The organism is Arthrobacter sp. FW306-04-A, from assembly GCF_044358315.1.
Taxonomy (GTDB): domain Bacteria; phylum Actinomycetota; class Actinomycetes; order Actinomycetales; family Micrococcaceae; genus Arthrobacter.
Genome location: NZ_CP084559.1, coordinates 4,039,949 through 4,055,286 on the forward strand (window position 1 = coordinate 4,039,949; position 15,338 = coordinate 4,055,286).

The following is a 15,338-nucleotide window of genomic DNA, read 5'->3' on the forward strand; positions in this document are numbered from 1 at the left end:
CATATAGGCGCCATGAACCTTGGAATACTTTCCTCCTCGCGGAAGCCGGACGAGCGCCGGCTTCCAGTCCATCCCCTGCATCTGGAGCGTATTGCTCCGGAACTCAGGCAGCACATCCGGCTGGAGCGCGGCTACGGCGAGCGCTTCGGCTTTTCGGACAGCCAGCTGGAGCCCTTGGTGGGCGGCATGGCAAGCCGTGAACAACTGATCTCCGAGTCAGATGTGATCCTCCTGCCCAAACCGCAGCCGGAAGACCTTTCCGATCTCCGTGACGGGCAGGTCCTCTGGGGCTGGCCGCACTGCGTCCAGGACCGGGCGATCACCCAGCTCGCCATCGACAAGAAGCTGACCTTGATCGCGTTCGAGGCGATGAACCACTGGGCCAGCGACGGCGGCTTTGGCCTCCACGTGTTCCACAAAAACAACGAACTCGCAGGCTACTGTTCTGTCATCCATGCCCTTGCCCTGACTGGCTCGACCGGTGATTACGGAAGGCGCCTAAGCGCCGTCGTGATTGGTTTCGGAGCGACAGCGCGTGGCGCGGTCACCGCCCTGAACGCCCATGGCATCCATGACGTCCAGGTCCTGACAAACCGCGGTGTCGCGGCGGTCGGCTCCCCCATCCACTCGGTGCGGATCGTGCAGTTCGACCACGACCAGAACGCCCCGTTCCTGAGTGAGGTCATTACTGATCGTGGCCGTCTGCCGTTGGCGCCGTTCCTCGCCGCGAGCGACATCGTGGTCAATTGCACCCTGCAGGACCCGAACTCGCCGCTGACATACCTGCGCACTGAAGACTTGGACGCGTTCCAGCCGGGAAGCTTGATTGTCGACGTCTCCTGCGACGAAGGCATGGGCTTCAGTTGGGCGCGCACCACCACCTTCGCCGAACCCATGTTCACCGTGGGCGACCACATCAACTACTACGCGGTGGACCACAGCCCGTCCTACTTGTGGAACTCGTCCAGCTGGGAGATCAGCGAAGCGCTCCTGCCGTTCGTCGAGACCGTCATTTCGGGCCCGGAGGCCTGGGACGCCAACGAGACAATCTCCCGTGCCATCGAGATCCGGGACGGCATCATCCGCAACCCGGACGTGCTGCAATTCCAAGGGCGCATGGCGGACTACCCGCACCTTGCTGCGTAGGCGACCCGTAGTCTAAGCACGCGGACGGCCGGGCGCCTGGCAGGCGTCCGGCCGGGCCAGCGGGCAGCGCTACGCCGACTGCGGGACGATCCGCACCATCCGGCGTCGGTCCCGGACGTTCACTTTGAGCCGCAACTCAGACTTCCGCGCGAGCACGACGGCGACCGTCGCCGCTGCGAGCGCCGGCACCCCGCCGGACACCAAGAGCGCTGCGTGCGGGTTCAGGTGCTCGGCAAGCCAGCCCATCATGGGTCCACCGATGGCTTGGCCACCGATGAGCACCATGATGTAGAGGCTCATGACGCGTCCGCGGATGCTCATGTTGGCGCTGACTTGGACCAGTTGGTTGGCGGCGGTCAGGAACATCAGGCACCAGAACCCGGAGAGAACCATGGCAACGGCGAGCCACACCATGGACGGCGCCAACGCGGCCAGGCACAGCATCAAGCCGTACATCCCGGCGGACAAGACCACTGAGCGCAGACGCAATTGGCGGCGGCGGGCCGAAGTGATTGCTCCGGCAAGCGCGCCAAGGGCAACCATGGCGTTGAGCAAGCCGTAGCCGCCGGCGCCCGCATGGTAGATGTGGTCCGCGAAGGCGGCCAACAGAACGGGCAGGCTCATCGCAAACACTGCGACGAAGCCGGCCATGAGCCACGGCCAGTAGATGGTGGGCTTGCTCAGCGCGTAGCGCAGGCCTTCCTGCAGCATCCCCTTGCGTTTTGGCACAGGCGTGCTGACAAAGAGTTCGTTCTTGCGGAGCATGAGGAGCATGGCGACCGTGGAACAGCACGCGACGGCGTTTGCCGCGAAGGCCCAACCCGCGCCGACCGCAGTCAGCAGTACGCCAGCCAGAGCCGGACCAATCAGGCCGCCCAGTTGGAACGTGGTGGAGTTGACGCTGATGGCGTTCCGCAGGTACTTCGGCCCCACAAGCTCATTGACGAAGACCTGCCGCGCGGGCTGGTCCAGGACGGTCACGAGGCCCAGGACCAACGCGATCACATAGACGTGCCACACCTCAATGCGATGGCTCAACGCCGACGCGGCAAGAATGGCGGCGAGGCCGGCCGCCACGCTCTGGCACAGGATCAAGATGCGCCGCTTGGGAAAGCGGTCCGCCATCATGCCGCCCCAGGGGCCCAGGAAAAGCGACGGCATGAACTGCAGCGCCACGGTTATTCCGACGGCGGTGACGGAGCCGGAGAGCTGGAGTACCAGCCAGTCCTGGGCGATCCGCTGCATCCAAAGCGCAATCACGGCCACGAAGTGGCCAATGGCGAAGATCCTGAAGTTGGGTACTTTGAGGGAAATGAATGTGTGCCGCCAAGGTAGCCGTTCGCTCACGACGGCGATCGGCTGGGTGATTGTGTCCGAGTAGTCAGCAGGGCCTGAATTTCCGCTGCTTGCGACGAGTGAATCGATGGAGGATTGGCTGACATGTGCCGCTGAGGGCGGTGGGGGTGCCAAAAGAAGTCCTTGGATAGACGTTTCGCTGGGATGAACTTAACGCTAGGGTGGGCAGCCACAATTATGGAAGTGAATTGGCTGTATAACTAGCATTGCGAATTGCAATACACTACCCTGAACAGCGGTAACCCCACCTTTCAAGGAGTCCCGTGTTCGAGCCAGTGCAGCTGCGGTCCTTCTTGGCCGTCGCCGAGACCCTGAGTTTCACCAAGGCAGCCGAGCGCCTCGGCCTGGCCCAGCCCACAGTGAGCCAGCACGTGAGAAAGCTGGAAACGGCGGCAAAGCGGGCGCTCGTGGCACGCGACACCAGGGATGTGCGGCTCACGGACAATGGCGACGCAATGGCGGGTTTTGCGCGGAACATCCTGGCGGCCCACGATTCCGCGGCGCGGTATTTCTCCGGTTCCGCCATGCGCGGCCGGCTGCGCTTCGGAACTGCCGACGATCTTGCCATTACGGGCCTGCCGCGAATCCTTCGCGAATTCCGGCAACTGTATCCCCAGATCAACCTCGAACTCACGGTGAGCCAGAGCGACCAGCTCTACAAACGGCTCAACGCCGGCCAACTGGACCTGGTGTTCGTGAAGTGGGTGGGCGAGGCCAAGGACGGCACTGTGGTCCGGCACGACAACTTTGCCTGGGTCGGCGTCGAACAGACTGTGTTGGATCCCGCGAGCCCCGTGCCGCTGATCTGCTATCCGGCACCGAGCGTCAGCCGCAAACTGGCCATCGATGCCCTTGAGGCCATGGGCAGGACGTGGCGGGTCACCTGCTCCACCAAGCAGATCGCGGGCGTCCTGGCAGCGGTACGTGCCGGCATCGGCGTCGCCGTCATGCCGTCGTCGCTGGTTCCCGAGGACCTCACAGTGATCACCCGGCGCTTCGGCCTCCCGCCCGTGGGCGAAGTTGACTTCACCCTCATCCGCAACCCGCTCGCGAACGCAGAGGTCGTGGAGGCGCTCACGCAGGCTATCATCGGCAGGACGCTCAACAAGCAGGCCTAGTTCCCGCGGATCCGGGAACTAGGAAGGCGTCGAACTGGACTGCGCTGGGTTAGACGTTGCTGCGCTGGTTAGACGTTGCTCCGCTTCGGAACCAATGCCCGCGCAGCCAGGAGGACGGTCTGGACGATCGCGTTGCGGCGCCGCTCCGCCCTGCTTGATCCCTTGCCAGCCATGAGGCCATCCAGCTCAGGCAGTACCGGCCAGGCATCACACAGCGCAATGATGGTGAGCATCAGATCGGCCGCGTCTTCCCTGGAAGCGCCCGGTATGGCCCGGATGACACCATCAACCTTGTTGCGGCAGTTCGCGGCCCGGTCAGGGCGGTTCACCACGTAGTCACCCCGCTCCAACCCCTCCCAGAACAGCAGCCTCGGCAGGGTGGCGTCTTGATGGTGGTGGTCGAACAGGCGTCCGGCATAGTCGGCCAAGGCTTCGGCACCATTGCCCTCGATGCGGACCTCGTCCACCACCTTGCTGAGCTGGGACGCGATCACGGCGTCGAAGAGGAGATCTTTCTTGCCGAAGTACTGATAGATGCGTTCTTTGTTGACTCCGGCCGCGGCTGCGATGCGGTCTACCCTGGCGCCGGCGAGTCCGAATTGGCAAAACTCGGCGGTGGCCGCCTCAAGGAGGAGGCGTTTGGTCCGCTCAGTATCCCATGCCATGCACCCATCTTAACAGATTCCAACCAAGTAGTTGCAGTTTCCGGGAGCGGCGTCTAGTCTGAACTCACCCCGAAAACAACTAATTAGTTGGAGAGTTTCATGAGCACCCAATCCCCAGTTACCGCAGCCGCTGACAGCGCCGCGCCTGCGCCGGTTTCCGCGCCTGTGCCGGCGTCCACCCAGGTCCCTTCCGTGCACGTGCGCGCAGTCATCACTTGGCTGGCTATCTTCCCCCTCGTAGCGATCGGCCTGACGATCCTTGGTCCGCTCACCGAATCCTGGCACCCCGCCCTGCGCGCCCTCGTCCTGACTCTCGTGGTGGTTCCGACGGCCGTCTACTTCGCTGTTCCCAAGCTGCTCGCTGGCTACGGTTCCCTGAAGAGGCGGCAGGCAGGGAAGGCCGCGGCCAGGGCCTAGCCTGTGTCAGGCATCACCCGGCGATTAAGCGGCCACGCGCTAAACTTGTCACGTTATGAACCGCACAATGTTTAAGTCCAAGATCCACCGCGCCACGGTGACCCATGCCGACCTGCACTATGTAGGTTCAGTGACGGTCGACCTGGATCTGCTGGATGCCGCGGACATTCTGCCCGGGGAGCTCGTCTCGATTGTTGACGTCACCAATGGGGCGCGCCTGGAGACGTACACCATCGCCGGCGAGCGCGGCTCCGGCGTCATCGGCATCAACGGTGCCGCGGCGCACCTGGTGCACGTGGGCGACGTCGTCATCCTCATCACTTATGCGCAGATGACCACCGAAGAGGCCAAGGCCTTCCAGCCCAAGGTTGTCCATGTGGACAGATCCAACAAGATCGTCCAGCTCGGCAGCGACCCCGCCGAGGGCCTCACTCCCGGTCTTATGCGCCCGCCTCACGCCCTCAACAACGCCGATCTGAACTAGGCTCCTCTTCGCCCCGGGGCGCCCCCTTGACGCCGTCCACATGGCGGAACATTCCGCCGTCGAGCCTCACGGCCGAATAAAGCTGATTTAGGCTGGGACTGTGAACCCACGCCGCCCCGAGCCCATCCCCCTCCGGATGCCGTAGTGCTGGGCGTCCTTTCCGGGTTCTTCGTCGTGTGGGCCATCATTCTTGTTGGCATGTTCGTCGGCAAGCGCGGGATCCTGGGCGACAACGCGCGTTCGGTCCTCAGCGGCCTGACTTTCTTCGTCGCGAGCCCTGCGCTCCTCTTTGAAACCTTGGGCAAGGCCCGTCTTCACGATGTCTTCGCGGCGCCACTCCTGGTCACGGCCGTGGGCGCGGTCGCCACAGGCAGCCTATTCTTCGTCATCGTGAAGTTCTGGCTCAAACGTTCCTTGCCCGAATCGCTCATGTCCTCCATGAGCGCTTCCTTGGCCAACTCCGCGAACCTCGGCATCCCTATCGCGGTGTTCGTCCTGGGCGACGCAAGCTATGTGGCCCCGCTGCTGATCTTCCAGCTCGCGTTCTTCACGCCCATGTACCTGATGGCGCTCGATGCGAGCACCAGCAGCCACCGCACCACTCCCCTGCGATTTGCCTTGATGATCGTGCGGAACCCGATGATCGTGGGATCGGCCCTCGGCTTGGTGGTGGCCGGCACGGGCTGGCAAGTGCCCTCACTCATCATGGAGCCGATCCATCTGATCGGCGGAGCCGCCATTCCCGCCATGCTGATGGCGTTCGGCATGAGCCTGAACGGCTCGCCGCCCTTGCAAAAGGACACGGGCCGCCGTCTGGACACCCTGCTGGCCAGCGGCTTCAAGCTATTCGTCCACCCCTTGATGGCCTACCTGTTTGCCCGCTTCGCGTTGGGTTTGGAGGGACACGCTTTGTTCGCCGTGGTGGTCACTTCGGCACTGCCCACGGCGCAGAACGTCTTCGTCGCAGCGAGCCGCTACAACACCGGAATCACCGTTGCCAAGGACACCGTCCTGATCACCACGGTGGTGGCCGTCCCCGCAATGATCGCAGTGGCCCTGCTGCTCACCTAAATAATTTCGCAAGCAAGGACGCCAGTTATCCGGAAGCGTGCGTCTAAGCTGGGCCCACGCCGTCAGGGTTCCCTGACCGAGCTTGCGAGGTTAGGGGGACGGTAGGGAGGGACGAGCGGGCACGCGGAGGATGGCTCGTGTCCTTGCGCCTACTCCTCGTCCACCGAGTCCAGGTACCGGTCCAGGAGCTGCGCGCAGCGGATGAAACCCAAATGCGAGTAGGCCTGCGGGTGGTTGCCCAGGTGGGTCTCGGTGCCGGGGTCGAACTCCTCGGGAAGCAAACCCGTAGGCCCGAAGAGCGCCACGAGCTGGTTGAACAACTCCAGAGCATCGTCCAGCCGGCCCACGGCAAGGTACGCCTCAATCAGCCAGGTGGTGCAGATGTGGAACCCGCCCTCCAAACCCGGCAGGCCGTCGTCGTACCTGTACCGAAAGACGGTGGGGCCCACCCGAAGCTCCCGCTCGACGGCGGTGACGGTGTCCAGGAAGCGCTGGTCGCGGACATCCAGGAGGCCCGAGAGTCCGATGTGGAGCACAGCCGCGTCCAGGTCCGGGCTGTCGTAAGCCACGGTGTAGGAGCTCGCCGAATCGTCCCAGCCTTCGTGGAGGACCTCGGAGCGGATGATGTTGGCCGTCTCCTCCCACGCGCCTCCAATAGGGCGACGGAACCGGACCGCCGTCTGCATGGCGCGGTCCAGCGTCACCCAGCACATCACCTTCGTATAGATATGGTGCCTCGGTGCACGCCTGGCTTCCCAGATGCCGTGGTCGGGTTCGTGCCAGCGGGCCAGGACGGCCGAGGCCATTTGCTCCATGAGTTTCCAGTGCTCGTCCGGCAGGGTGCCGCGACGCTTGCTGAGCCCGCGGATGAGCTCGGCGATCGGTCCGAAAACGTCGAGTTGCACCTGGTGGTCCGCCGCGTTCCCGATCCGCACGGGCCGTGAGCCAGCATAACCGGGCAGGCTCTCGATGATGGCCTCCGTGGATAGCGGAGAGCCGGTCACGGAGTACAGGGGGTGCAGCCATTCCGGCCCGGGCGCGTTGTCGAGGATGCGGCCCAGCCAGCGAAGGAAACCGTCCGCTTCCACGGTGGAACCGAGATCCACCAGCGCGTTCACCGTCATGGAACCGTCGCGGAGCCAGCAGTAGCGGTAGTCCCAGTTGCGGGTACCACCGATTCCTTCCGGCAGCGACGTGGTTGGCGCGGCGAGGACCGCCCCTGTGGGTTCGTGCACCAGCGCCTTGAGGACCAGCGCCGAGCGACGCACCAGCGATGGTTTCATGTCGGGCAGTTCCAGCCCCCGGACCCACTGCCGGGATTGGTGCGCGACGGCGGCCCGCCGGGCGAGCTCTCCGGCGGGGTCCGGCGTCGTCGGCTCAGTGTCTCCGCACCTGAGGTTCATGACCACCGGACCGTACGCGAGGCTGACTTCCGCGGTGGCGGTGCCGTGCTTGCCGTCGCTCGTGACGGTGAAGGACACCCCGGGAGCGAAGAGGACGATGGGGTCCGAGGTGCCCACGACGTGCAGTTCCTCGCCCCGCACCTCCATGTTGAACGGGGCGTTGGCGTAATCCGGGCGTGGTGCGAAAACAATCCGCGCACTGCCGGTTCCGGACAGGACACGGACCAGGCTGGTGATGCCGTCCGGTGCTGGCTCGAGGTAGTCGGTGACTGTGACGTCGGCCCAGCGGGTCTCGACGATCATGGTGTTGTCCACGTAGCGCTGGCCCAGAACCTTCGAGGTCTTGACCGGTTCCACGCTGAAGTGGCCGGCGGGATCGCCACCGAGGATGTGGGCAAACAAGGAGCCGGAATCCGGGAGGGGATGGCTCATCCAACAGATCTTGGCCTCCGGGGTGAGCAGCGCCGTTGAGGTCCCGTTGCCGATCATCGAATGCCTCTCCAACCCCACCGCGTCCTCGCCGAACAGCCACGCGCGGCGGAGTTCGAACAGGATGGCGAGTACCTTGGCGAAGGATTCCGGGTCCGGCAGACGGTGGCGCGCCGAGGTTTCCCCGTCGCCCACGTGCAGCCCAAGATCCGGGCCACGTAGGGTGGCGATGGCGAGTTCATCGCTGTCCGCGTCCCCGGCAAACAGGGCCGCGCTTGCCCCCAACTGTGTTCGCAGATGCTCCAGCGCGGCATCCTTGGCGGGCTCCACGATCGAGAGGTCCAGCACTGACCCGTCAACAATGAAGAACAGGCCCAATTCCCGGGCGATCTGGTGCGCCTCGCGCGTCACCCGTGCCACGACGGCAGGCGTCGCCGGCCTGGTGTGGATCGCGACGGCCACGGGCTTGCGCTCGATGCTGACGCCCTTTTCGAAGCCAATGGATTCGTTGAGGGCGGTGGCTGCCTGCTGAAGAACGGCCTCCGTGGCCATGGAGACGCTGTACGCGTAGGTCATGTCGAACTCCGCGCCGTGCGAACCCACCAAATGAACCTCTGCCGGGAGCCTGGAAACAGCGGCCAAGTCCCGCAGGGACCTACCAGAGATGACGGCCGTGTGCGTGTTCGGCAGCGCGGCCAGTGCCCGGAGCGCGACGGCGGCACTCCCCAGCGGGAGCGTCTCAGTAGATACGCCTTCAGCAGTGCAGAGGGTTCCACCGTAATTGCAAGCCACCAGGAGTCCTGGAGTTCGGGCGAGCATCCTCAGCTCGGCGAGGAGTTCCGGGGTGATACCGTCGTGGGCGGCCTCGGACTGGGCGAAAGTCCGCAGGAGGCCGAGCGGAAGAGATTTTGTCAGCAACGCCGAGTCGGCCACGGACTGGTTGAGCGGAGTAGCCATGGGGACGATCCTTCCGGAGTGGATTCGTCCAGTTTCCGCCCGCGGAGTTTCGCCCTTGTGCCTGCTTCATTGCCGGGGTGTAACGCTTCCGAGTTTCCTCGTCAGGGTGCGTCACACCAGGCGTTCTTTTGGTCCGGCGCAGCGGTGCGTTCCGCGCAATTCCGCGGTAGGCCGTCGTCGGGCGCTTCAAAAGTTTGCTCGGCGTGACGCGAGCCGGGCGTCAGCTACACCCGGGTCAGCCCCACGGCTTCCGCCACAAGCTCCACGGAACGCAGGCGCTGCTCCGTGCCGGTGCTTTGGTGGGCCACGATCAGTTCGTCGGCGTCGGCGTGGCGGGCAAACTCATCGAGGTAATCACGCACCACCTCCGGCGTGCCGACTGCCGAGTACTTCACCATTTGGGCGATGTGCTGGCCTTGGGGAGCGTCGAGGATCAGGTCCGCTTCGGCGTCGGTGAACTCGCGGCCGCCGCCGAGGAAACGGGAGACGCGGTCCCGTTTGACCTCAAGGAACAGCTCTTGGGCGTCGCCGGCCGAATCCGCGGCCACCACGTTCACTCCCGCAATCACGTACGGCTCCTGCAGTTGCTCAGACGGCTTGAACTCGCGGCGGTAGACGGCGACGGCGTCTTGCAGCGCGTTGGGCGCGAAGTGGGAGGCGAAGGCGTAGGGCAGCCCGAGTTGCGCGGCGAGGTGTGCCCCGAACAGGGACGAACCGAGGATGTAGAGCGGCACATCGGTGCCCTTGCCCGGCGTCGCTTCGACCCCTTGGATGCGTGTGGGTCCCGTGAGGTAACCCTGCAACTCCAACACATCCTGCGGGAAGGTATCGGCGGCCATGGGGTCGCGGCGGAGTGCGCGCATGGTGTTTTGGTCGCTGCCGGGTGCCCGTCCCAGGCCGAGGTCAATGCGGCCCGGGTGCAGCGTCTCCAGCGTGCCGAACTGCTCAGCGATGGTGAGCGGTGAGTGGTTGGGCAGCATGACCCCGCCGGCGCCGAGCCGGATGGTCCTCGTGTTGGCAGCGATATGGGCAATCAGCACGCTCGTGGCCGAGGATGCGATCGAGCCCATGTTGTGGTGCTCGGCGTACCAAATCCGACGGTACCCGAGCCGCTCGGCCAGTTGCGCCATGGCGACGCTCCCGGCGAAACTCTCCGCCGCCGTCTGGCCTTTGCCAATGATTGCCAGGTCGAGGATGGAGAGGGGAACAGTCACGTTGGTGCCGGCCTTTCGAAGGTGGTTTCATTCAAGCGGCCGGTTTCCCGGCCACTCTTGCGACAACGACGGCGGCGCCCGGGTTATTTCTGTTGCTTGCGTGGGTTCCGTCTCAGCTTGTGAAGATGCCCTTGCCGGTCTCCATGTCGATGGGCAGGGAAGAGTGCTCGTGGGCGATCTTCCAGCCGTCGTCCTCCTTCCGAAGGCAAATGGTGAAGCGGTTGGTCATCGCCCGCAACCGTTCGCCTTCCGCCGAGATCCCGGCGAAGGTCACGGCAGCATGCCCGAAAGCTACGTCCTCCCCCGCGACGGACTGCACATCGTTGAATTCGACCTGCACGCGCTCGTCGCCGAGTGAGGAGAACCATTCGCCCGCCATCGACCGCCAGGCATCGATTCCCGTGTATTGCCATTGCCCCCAGGAATCGTAGATGTGGACGTTGTCGTCGTAGAGCGCTGTGAAAGCATCCACGTCTTTCGCGTGGACGGCGGCGGCGTAGGAATCCAGTGCCTGTGCAACCGGGGTTTGCTCGTTGCTCACGAAAAATCTCCTCTGGTGTGGGCGGTTGTGTGGGAAGCCTACACCGTGCTCGAGTGTGACCTCTCGGGGCCCCGAATGAACCCGGGTTAACCGGTCGGGCTAGCATCGACTGCTCCGTAACTGTCGTTTTGGGGGTCGAAACAACAGTTACGGAGCAATCGATAGCCTTGGCGGTTTAACTTTCCACATGGCCATGCAGGAACGGACTGCTTTCGACGCCGAGCACTTGCGGCAACTGTCGAAGCTGAAGCTCCTGGTCAACACCGGGATGGCCAACGCAGCTATCGACCTGCGCGCAGGGAACTGGCAGAGCACCGTGAAGCACTGTTCCGGGAGGCCGACGTCGTCTCCGGGCACGTGCGGTTGTCCGGAAGGAAGCCGACGCCGCATCGTTGCCCGATGACGGACTCCACGGCCATCTCATGATCCCTTGTGCATGCTGCGCGTGGGCTGGCATGAGCAAGGTGGAAGGCAAGTGGCCCATCACCTATCGGTTGCGAGACTCCGTCGCGGCAGCGTGCGTCGGAGACTTTGGGTATGGCTGTCCGGAATCCGAGCTTCCGGGTTAGGCTCGCGGAATGAAGCTCCGGGGGCTACTTCTGATCATGCTTGGGGTGCTGGCCGTTGTCCTGGCCCTGGCTGTGTTTATCCGTGGGGGCGTCAGCACCATCTGCCCCGCGGTCGGGTACCCCTACACAGGCGATGTGGAGTTGGTGTTTGCACACGAGCCGAGGTCGGTTTCGGCATGCTTCGGCGAGGGCTGCACTCCGGCCCCGGTAACCAGGAGCCCGGGCGGCAGGTGGCTGGTGCCCCAGTCTGCGCCTAACCTTATGCCGCCCGTGAGTGTCACCGTTGTCTTTGTGGACGCGGTGGACTCTTCAGGTGTCCGTGTTGCGCGCGTGCTGCCGATCGAAACGGAGCCGACTGGGGAGCACCCTGACGGCCCCGAATGCGGCGGGCCCATGCGGTTCAGGCCAGTACAGGTTCCGCCTAGTTGAGAACAAGGGGCCCAACCGCTCCGACCTCAAGGCCTCCGGGTTCCGCAACGCGTTCTTCAGCAGGCGGGTCTCGTCGAGCGTGGACAGAACACCGCACTCGCTGCTCCGGGCCGTCCGATGCCTCACAGGACGGGGCAACTTCCGCTCGGATTCGCAACATTCACCGGCGACCCCGCGGGCCGGGGTCGGTCTTGATCCCGGCAGTCCAACTTGTCGTCCGCCCCTTGGCCGCGTGACGGATGGATATCAGCTGGCCCGACAGACAGGAGAATCCGGCGCGTGGGACAATCCGAGGGGGCATCGGTGCCGAATCACTGTCATGAACTACTACAGCATGGCGGCACAGGAACGGGTTAAGGATGCCGCGTACGATGCGCTTGAGAAGGTTTTGAACGGCATGTTCGAGCCGCTCAACAGACACGCGCTCACCGCGCGGTGGAACCAGGCCTGTGAGGCCATGGCGAAACACCTTGAAGCCCAAGACAATGGCGAGGAATGAAGACCCAAAGGGCCGAGATCTCACTTCTGACGCTACCCCACGGCCAGGCGCGCTGCGGCTTCAATCCGAGCCCGGTGTGCGGCCCATTCTTCGGTGCTTCGCTGGGACAAATTCAGGTCCGTGGGGCCTTTCCCGGCCGAGCCGTCGATGAGTTCGCGAAGGATGTCGGCGTGCCCTAAATGCTGGCCCGTCTCGACGCACATGTGGACCAGGATCTGGTGGAGCGTCACGCGTCGCCGTTCTTCGGACCACCACGGCACTTCCCCTGGAGCATCGAGGGGAAGTGCCTCTATGGTTGCATCGCTGTGCTCGGCAGAGAAGTGGTGCAGTTCGATGATCTCCTCCCGAGTCTCTTCTGGCGGAACCCACAGGTCCGCGTCGGCTTCGGCCTCGTCGGCAAGCCATGGCAGGTCTCGGCCACTGGGCCGGCCAAAGACCTCTCCGAAGTACTCGAGCTCCACACTGGCCACATGCTTGACGAGTCCCAGAAGGTTGGTTCCGGTAGGAGTCATGGGCCGGCGGACGTTGTATTCGTCGAGTCCGTCGAGCTTGGCGAGGAGCTCGCTCCGACGGGAACGCAGGTATCTGAGTAGAACCTCTTTATCATCCATGCCGGGCACTATACCGTTGCGGTCGCGCGTGTGTACCGTCGGTTCATGGCCAAACTGATCTACGCAGGGATCATGTCCCTGGACGGCTACACGGCCGATGCCAATGGAAAGTTCGATTGGAGCATGCCCGACGAGGAAGTGCACAGCTTCGTCAATGACCTGGAGCGGCCGATCGGCACCTATCTGTACGGAAGGCGAATGTACGAGGTCATGTCCGCATGGGAGGACATGTCCCTTTCCGGGGAGCCGCCCGCCGTGCGCGACTATGCCGAGATTTGGCGCTCCACGGACAAGATTGTGTACTCCACCAGCTTGGAGAGTCCGTCCACCGCCAGGACGCGTATTGAACGGGAGTTCGACGCCGGAGCCGTCCAGTCCCTAAAGGAGTCGTCAGAGCAGGACATGTCCATTGGTGGCACCGTTCTCGCGGCCCAGGCCATTAAAGCCGGCCTGGTGGACGAGTTCTGTCTCTTCCTCACGCCGGTGGTCGTCGGAGGCGGAAAACAGTTCCTCCCCGACCGCGTAGGGATGACCCTAGAGCTACTGGACGAGCGTCGCTTTGGCAACGGCGTCGTCTACCTCCGGTACGCCAAGCGGGCATAAACTCAAAGGTTAATATTTTCAGCCAATGCGTCCTCGCACCACTAGGCTATGCGCGTGGCCAAGAAAACCACAGCTGAAAAACTCGCCGCGATCCAGCAGGGATACACCCTGGCGGGCGCTACGATCGAGCTCGGCGCCGCCATCGTCGACGGCGAAGTCCACGAAGAAGCACAAGTCCGGTTGCCGCTGTCGATGATGAACCGGCATGGCTTGGTGGCCGGCGCACGGGAACCGGCAAGACCGTCACCTTGCACATGATGGCAGAACAACTGTCCACGGCCGGAGTCCCGGTATTCCTGGCGGACATCAAGGGAGACCTTGCAGGACTCGCCAACGCGGCGACGGCCAGCGAAAAACTAACGGGCCGGCATCGGTGAAGCGGTCATCACGGTCATGAACGAAAAGGGCGCGCCCACGCCCGTGGCGCTGACGAAGCTGCGCGCACCGGAATCCGTGATGGGCCCATGTGCGGACGATCTGATCCGCAGCACGCAGCTCGGCCGTGAATTGCTCCGCGGAGTATTCGGAACCTCATCGCGTCGGCGCCGCTAAACGGAGCTGCCACCCGCCGTCGGGCCCTCCTCCCAGCATGTCCTTACGTCACGTGAGGGGAAGGATGCCTAAGTATTGCGGACCCTGCAGGTAACGTAAAGGGCGTGCAGTTGAGTCAAGCGTTGGTCAAGACCGCGGCCGGGTGGCTGCTCGGTCTGATGCTTGCTGTGGCCGCTGCGATCGTGTCCATCAACCTCGTGAGCAACTCCCTAGCCAGTCCGCAGCAGCAGGTTCGCGAATACCTGGGAGCCCTCCAGAAGGGGCATGGCGGGGAAGCCCTCGGGCTTCTGCACGCATCCGTACCCAACGCCAACGCCGCCATGTTGGACGGTACCGCCCTTCAGACGGCAGCGTCGAAGATTACCGATGTCAAGCTCGGCAACGCCGAATCCCGCGGTGGCAACCGAGTGTCGGTCCCCATGGACTACCAGATGGACGGCAAGGCCCTGCACTCGGATTTCCTTCTTGAGCGTACTGGCACCGAATGGCTGTTCTTCGGCAAATGGTCCTTCGTGCCGTCATCCCTGCCGACTATCGAGGTGACCGTAGTCAACGCCAGCGAGGCGACCCTGAACGGTGTCCCGGTGAACTTGCCCAATGGACGCAATAGCTTTGCCGTCTTTTTCCCTGGCCAATACGAGGCAAGCCTTGCAGGCAAGTACTTCTCGGCACCGCCCGCCAGTACTTCGGTGACCACCGGCACTTCGCCACAGGCACCCCTCAACCTACTGACGAAGCCCACGGACGCCATGACCAAGGTGGTCAGCGACAAGGTCAAGGAATTCCTGGACAACTGCGCCGCCGAAGCCACCAAGCAGCAAAAGCTCCAGCCCGACTGCCCGTTCTACCACGTCACCAACAGCCGAGTGGTGGACGGCACCATCAAGTGGCAAATCACGGAGTACCCCAAAGTCAGCATCGATCCCTTTGACGGCCAATGGGTGGTGGCGCCCCTCAACGGCAAGGCCCGGGTAACCGCCCGCGAAATCGACCTCTTCAGTGGATTGGTCGGCGACCTCAACGCGGTCCACGATTTCAGCTTCACCACGCGGTTGGACATCGGCACCGACACCATCACGGTCACGCCGTTGGTGAGCTTCTAGGTTCGGCGCCGGGCGGAGACGCGTCGTCACGCGGGCCAGCGTCACATGGCGCAGGTTTTTGGCCGTGACCGACTCCCGAACCCCTGAGTTTCCGGGGTTGTCCCCGACGCTGGGCGCCAAAAAGTTGCTCGGCGTGACACCGTCGAGGCTCGGTCCACCGACTTTCCGCAC

At 63.9% G+C, this 15,338-nt stretch carries 16 protein-coding genes and 1 pseudogene; 11 read left to right on the plus strand and 6 right to left on the minus strand.

Annotated elements, in window-relative coordinates:
* Positions 1-12 precede the first annotated feature (12 nt).
* Entirely contained in the window at positions 13-1,146 is a 1,134-nt protein-coding gene (locus LFT43_RS18855) for a N(5)-(carboxyethyl)ornithine synthase (RefSeq protein ID WP_395799452.1), read from the plus strand.
* 69 nt (positions 1,147-1,215) lie between these two features.
* Here LFT43_RS18855 and LFT43_RS18860 read toward each other — a convergent pair whose 3' ends face one another.
* Positions 1,216-2,616 (minus strand): MFS transporter, encoded by a 1,401-nt coding sequence (locus LFT43_RS18860; protein ID WP_395799454.1) that lies wholly within the window; start codon positions 2,614-2,616, stop codon positions 1,216-1,218.
* A gap of 149 nt (positions 2,617-2,765) precedes the next feature.
* Here LFT43_RS18860 and LFT43_RS18865 point away from each other — a divergent pair, with 149 nt between their 5' ends.
* The gene (locus LFT43_RS18865) at positions 2,766-3,620 is read left to right on the plus strand and encodes a LysR substrate-binding domain-containing protein (RefSeq protein ID WP_395799456.1); all 855 of its coding nucleotides are present in this window, start codon (positions 2,766-2,768) and stop codon (positions 3,618-3,620) included.
* Between the two features lie 68 nt (positions 3,621-3,688).
* Here LFT43_RS18865 and LFT43_RS18870 read toward each other — a convergent pair whose 3' ends face one another.
* Positions 3,689-4,285: a TetR/AcrR family transcriptional regulator gene (locus tag LFT43_RS18870; protein WP_395799458.1), complete on the minus strand. Its 597-nt coding sequence runs from the start codon at positions 4,283-4,285 to the stop codon at positions 3,689-3,691.
* Between the two features lie 99 nt (positions 4,286-4,384).
* Here LFT43_RS18870 and LFT43_RS18875 point away from each other — a divergent pair, with 99 nt between their 5' ends.
* From LFT43_RS18875 to LFT43_RS18885, 3 genes are all read left to right on the plus strand, one after another.
* The gene (locus LFT43_RS18875) at positions 4,385-4,702 is read left to right on the plus strand and encodes a hypothetical protein (RefSeq protein ID WP_395799460.1); all 318 of its coding nucleotides are present in this window, start codon (positions 4,385-4,387) and stop codon (positions 4,700-4,702) included.
* A 55-nt stretch (positions 4,703-4,757) separates the two neighbouring features.
* On the plus strand, positions 4,758-5,186 hold the full coding sequence (gene panD / locus LFT43_RS18880) for an aspartate 1-decarboxylase (RefSeq protein ID WP_395799462.1): 429 nt from the start codon (positions 4,758-4,760) through the stop codon (positions 5,184-5,186).
* Positions 5,187-5,330: 144 nt separating this feature from the next.
* Entirely contained in the window at positions 5,331-6,257 is a 927-nt protein-coding gene (locus LFT43_RS18885) for an AEC family transporter (protein ID WP_395799464.1), read from the plus strand.
* A 149-nt stretch (positions 6,258-6,406) separates the two neighbouring features.
* Here LFT43_RS18885 and LFT43_RS18890 read toward each other — a convergent pair whose 3' ends face one another.
* The 3 genes from LFT43_RS18890 to LFT43_RS18900 all read right to left on the minus strand — a co-directional run bounded on the left by LFT43_RS18890 (position 6,407) and on the right by LFT43_RS18900 (position 10,801).
* The gene (locus LFT43_RS18890; protein WP_395799466.1) at positions 6,407-9,046 is read right to left on the minus strand and encodes a trehalase-like domain-containing protein; all 2,640 of its coding nucleotides are present in this window, start codon (positions 9,044-9,046) and stop codon (positions 6,407-6,409) included.
* Between the two features lie 224 nt (positions 9,047-9,270).
* On the minus strand, positions 9,271-10,260 hold the full coding sequence (locus LFT43_RS18895; RefSeq protein ID WP_395799468.1) for an LLM class flavin-dependent oxidoreductase: 990 nt from the start codon (positions 10,258-10,260) through the stop codon (positions 9,271-9,273).
* A 112-nt stretch (positions 10,261-10,372) separates the two neighbouring features.
* Positions 10,373-10,801, minus strand: a complete 429-nt coding sequence (locus tag LFT43_RS18900; protein ID WP_395799470.1) for a YybH family protein — start codon at positions 10,799-10,801, stop codon at positions 10,373-10,375.
* Between the two features lie 187 nt (positions 10,802-10,988).
* On the opposite strand from LFT43_RS18900, the gene LFT43_RS18905 reads away from it, so the two are divergent.
* Both LFT43_RS18905 and LFT43_RS18910 read left to right on the plus strand, forming a co-directional pair.
* Complete coding sequence (locus tag LFT43_RS18905) at positions 10,989-11,204, plus strand: hypothetical protein (protein ID WP_395799472.1); 216 nt, start codon at positions 10,989-10,991, stop codon at positions 11,202-11,204.
* A 914-nt stretch (positions 11,205-12,118) separates the two neighbouring features.
* Positions 12,119-12,298: a hypothetical protein gene (locus tag LFT43_RS18910; protein WP_395799474.1), complete on the plus strand. Its 180-nt coding sequence runs from the start codon at positions 12,119-12,121 to the stop codon at positions 12,296-12,298.
* Positions 12,299-12,330: 32 nt separating this feature from the next.
* On the opposite strand, the gene LFT43_RS18915 is transcribed toward LFT43_RS18910, so the two are convergent.
* Complete coding sequence (locus LFT43_RS18915) at positions 12,331-12,909, minus strand: DinB family protein (RefSeq protein WP_395799476.1); 579 nt, start codon at positions 12,907-12,909, stop codon at positions 12,331-12,333.
* Positions 12,910-12,954: 45 nt separating this feature from the next.
* Here LFT43_RS18915 and LFT43_RS18920 point away from each other — a divergent pair, with 45 nt between their 5' ends.
* From LFT43_RS18920 to LFT43_RS18935, 4 genes and pseudogenes are all read left to right on the plus strand, one after another.
* The gene (locus LFT43_RS18920; RefSeq protein WP_395799478.1) at positions 12,955-13,512 is read left to right on the plus strand and encodes a dihydrofolate reductase family protein; all 558 of its coding nucleotides are present in this window, start codon (positions 12,955-12,957) and stop codon (positions 13,510-13,512) included.
* 48 nt (positions 13,513-13,560) lie between these two features.
* Positions 13,561-13,880, plus strand: a pseudogene (locus LFT43_RS18925) (helicase HerA-like domain-containing protein); the annotation flags it as partial.
* A 25-nt stretch (positions 13,881-13,905) separates the two neighbouring features.
* Positions 13,906-14,064, plus strand: coding sequence for a hypothetical protein (locus LFT43_RS18930; protein ID WP_395799480.1), 159 nt, complete (start codon positions 13,906-13,908; stop codon positions 14,062-14,064).
* Between the two features lie 110 nt (positions 14,065-14,174).
* The gene (locus LFT43_RS18935; RefSeq protein ID WP_395803165.1) at positions 14,175-15,167 is read left to right on the plus strand and encodes a hypothetical protein; all 993 of its coding nucleotides are present in this window, start codon (positions 14,175-14,177) and stop codon (positions 15,165-15,167) included.
* The last annotated feature ends 171 nt before the right edge of the window (positions 15,168-15,338 follow it).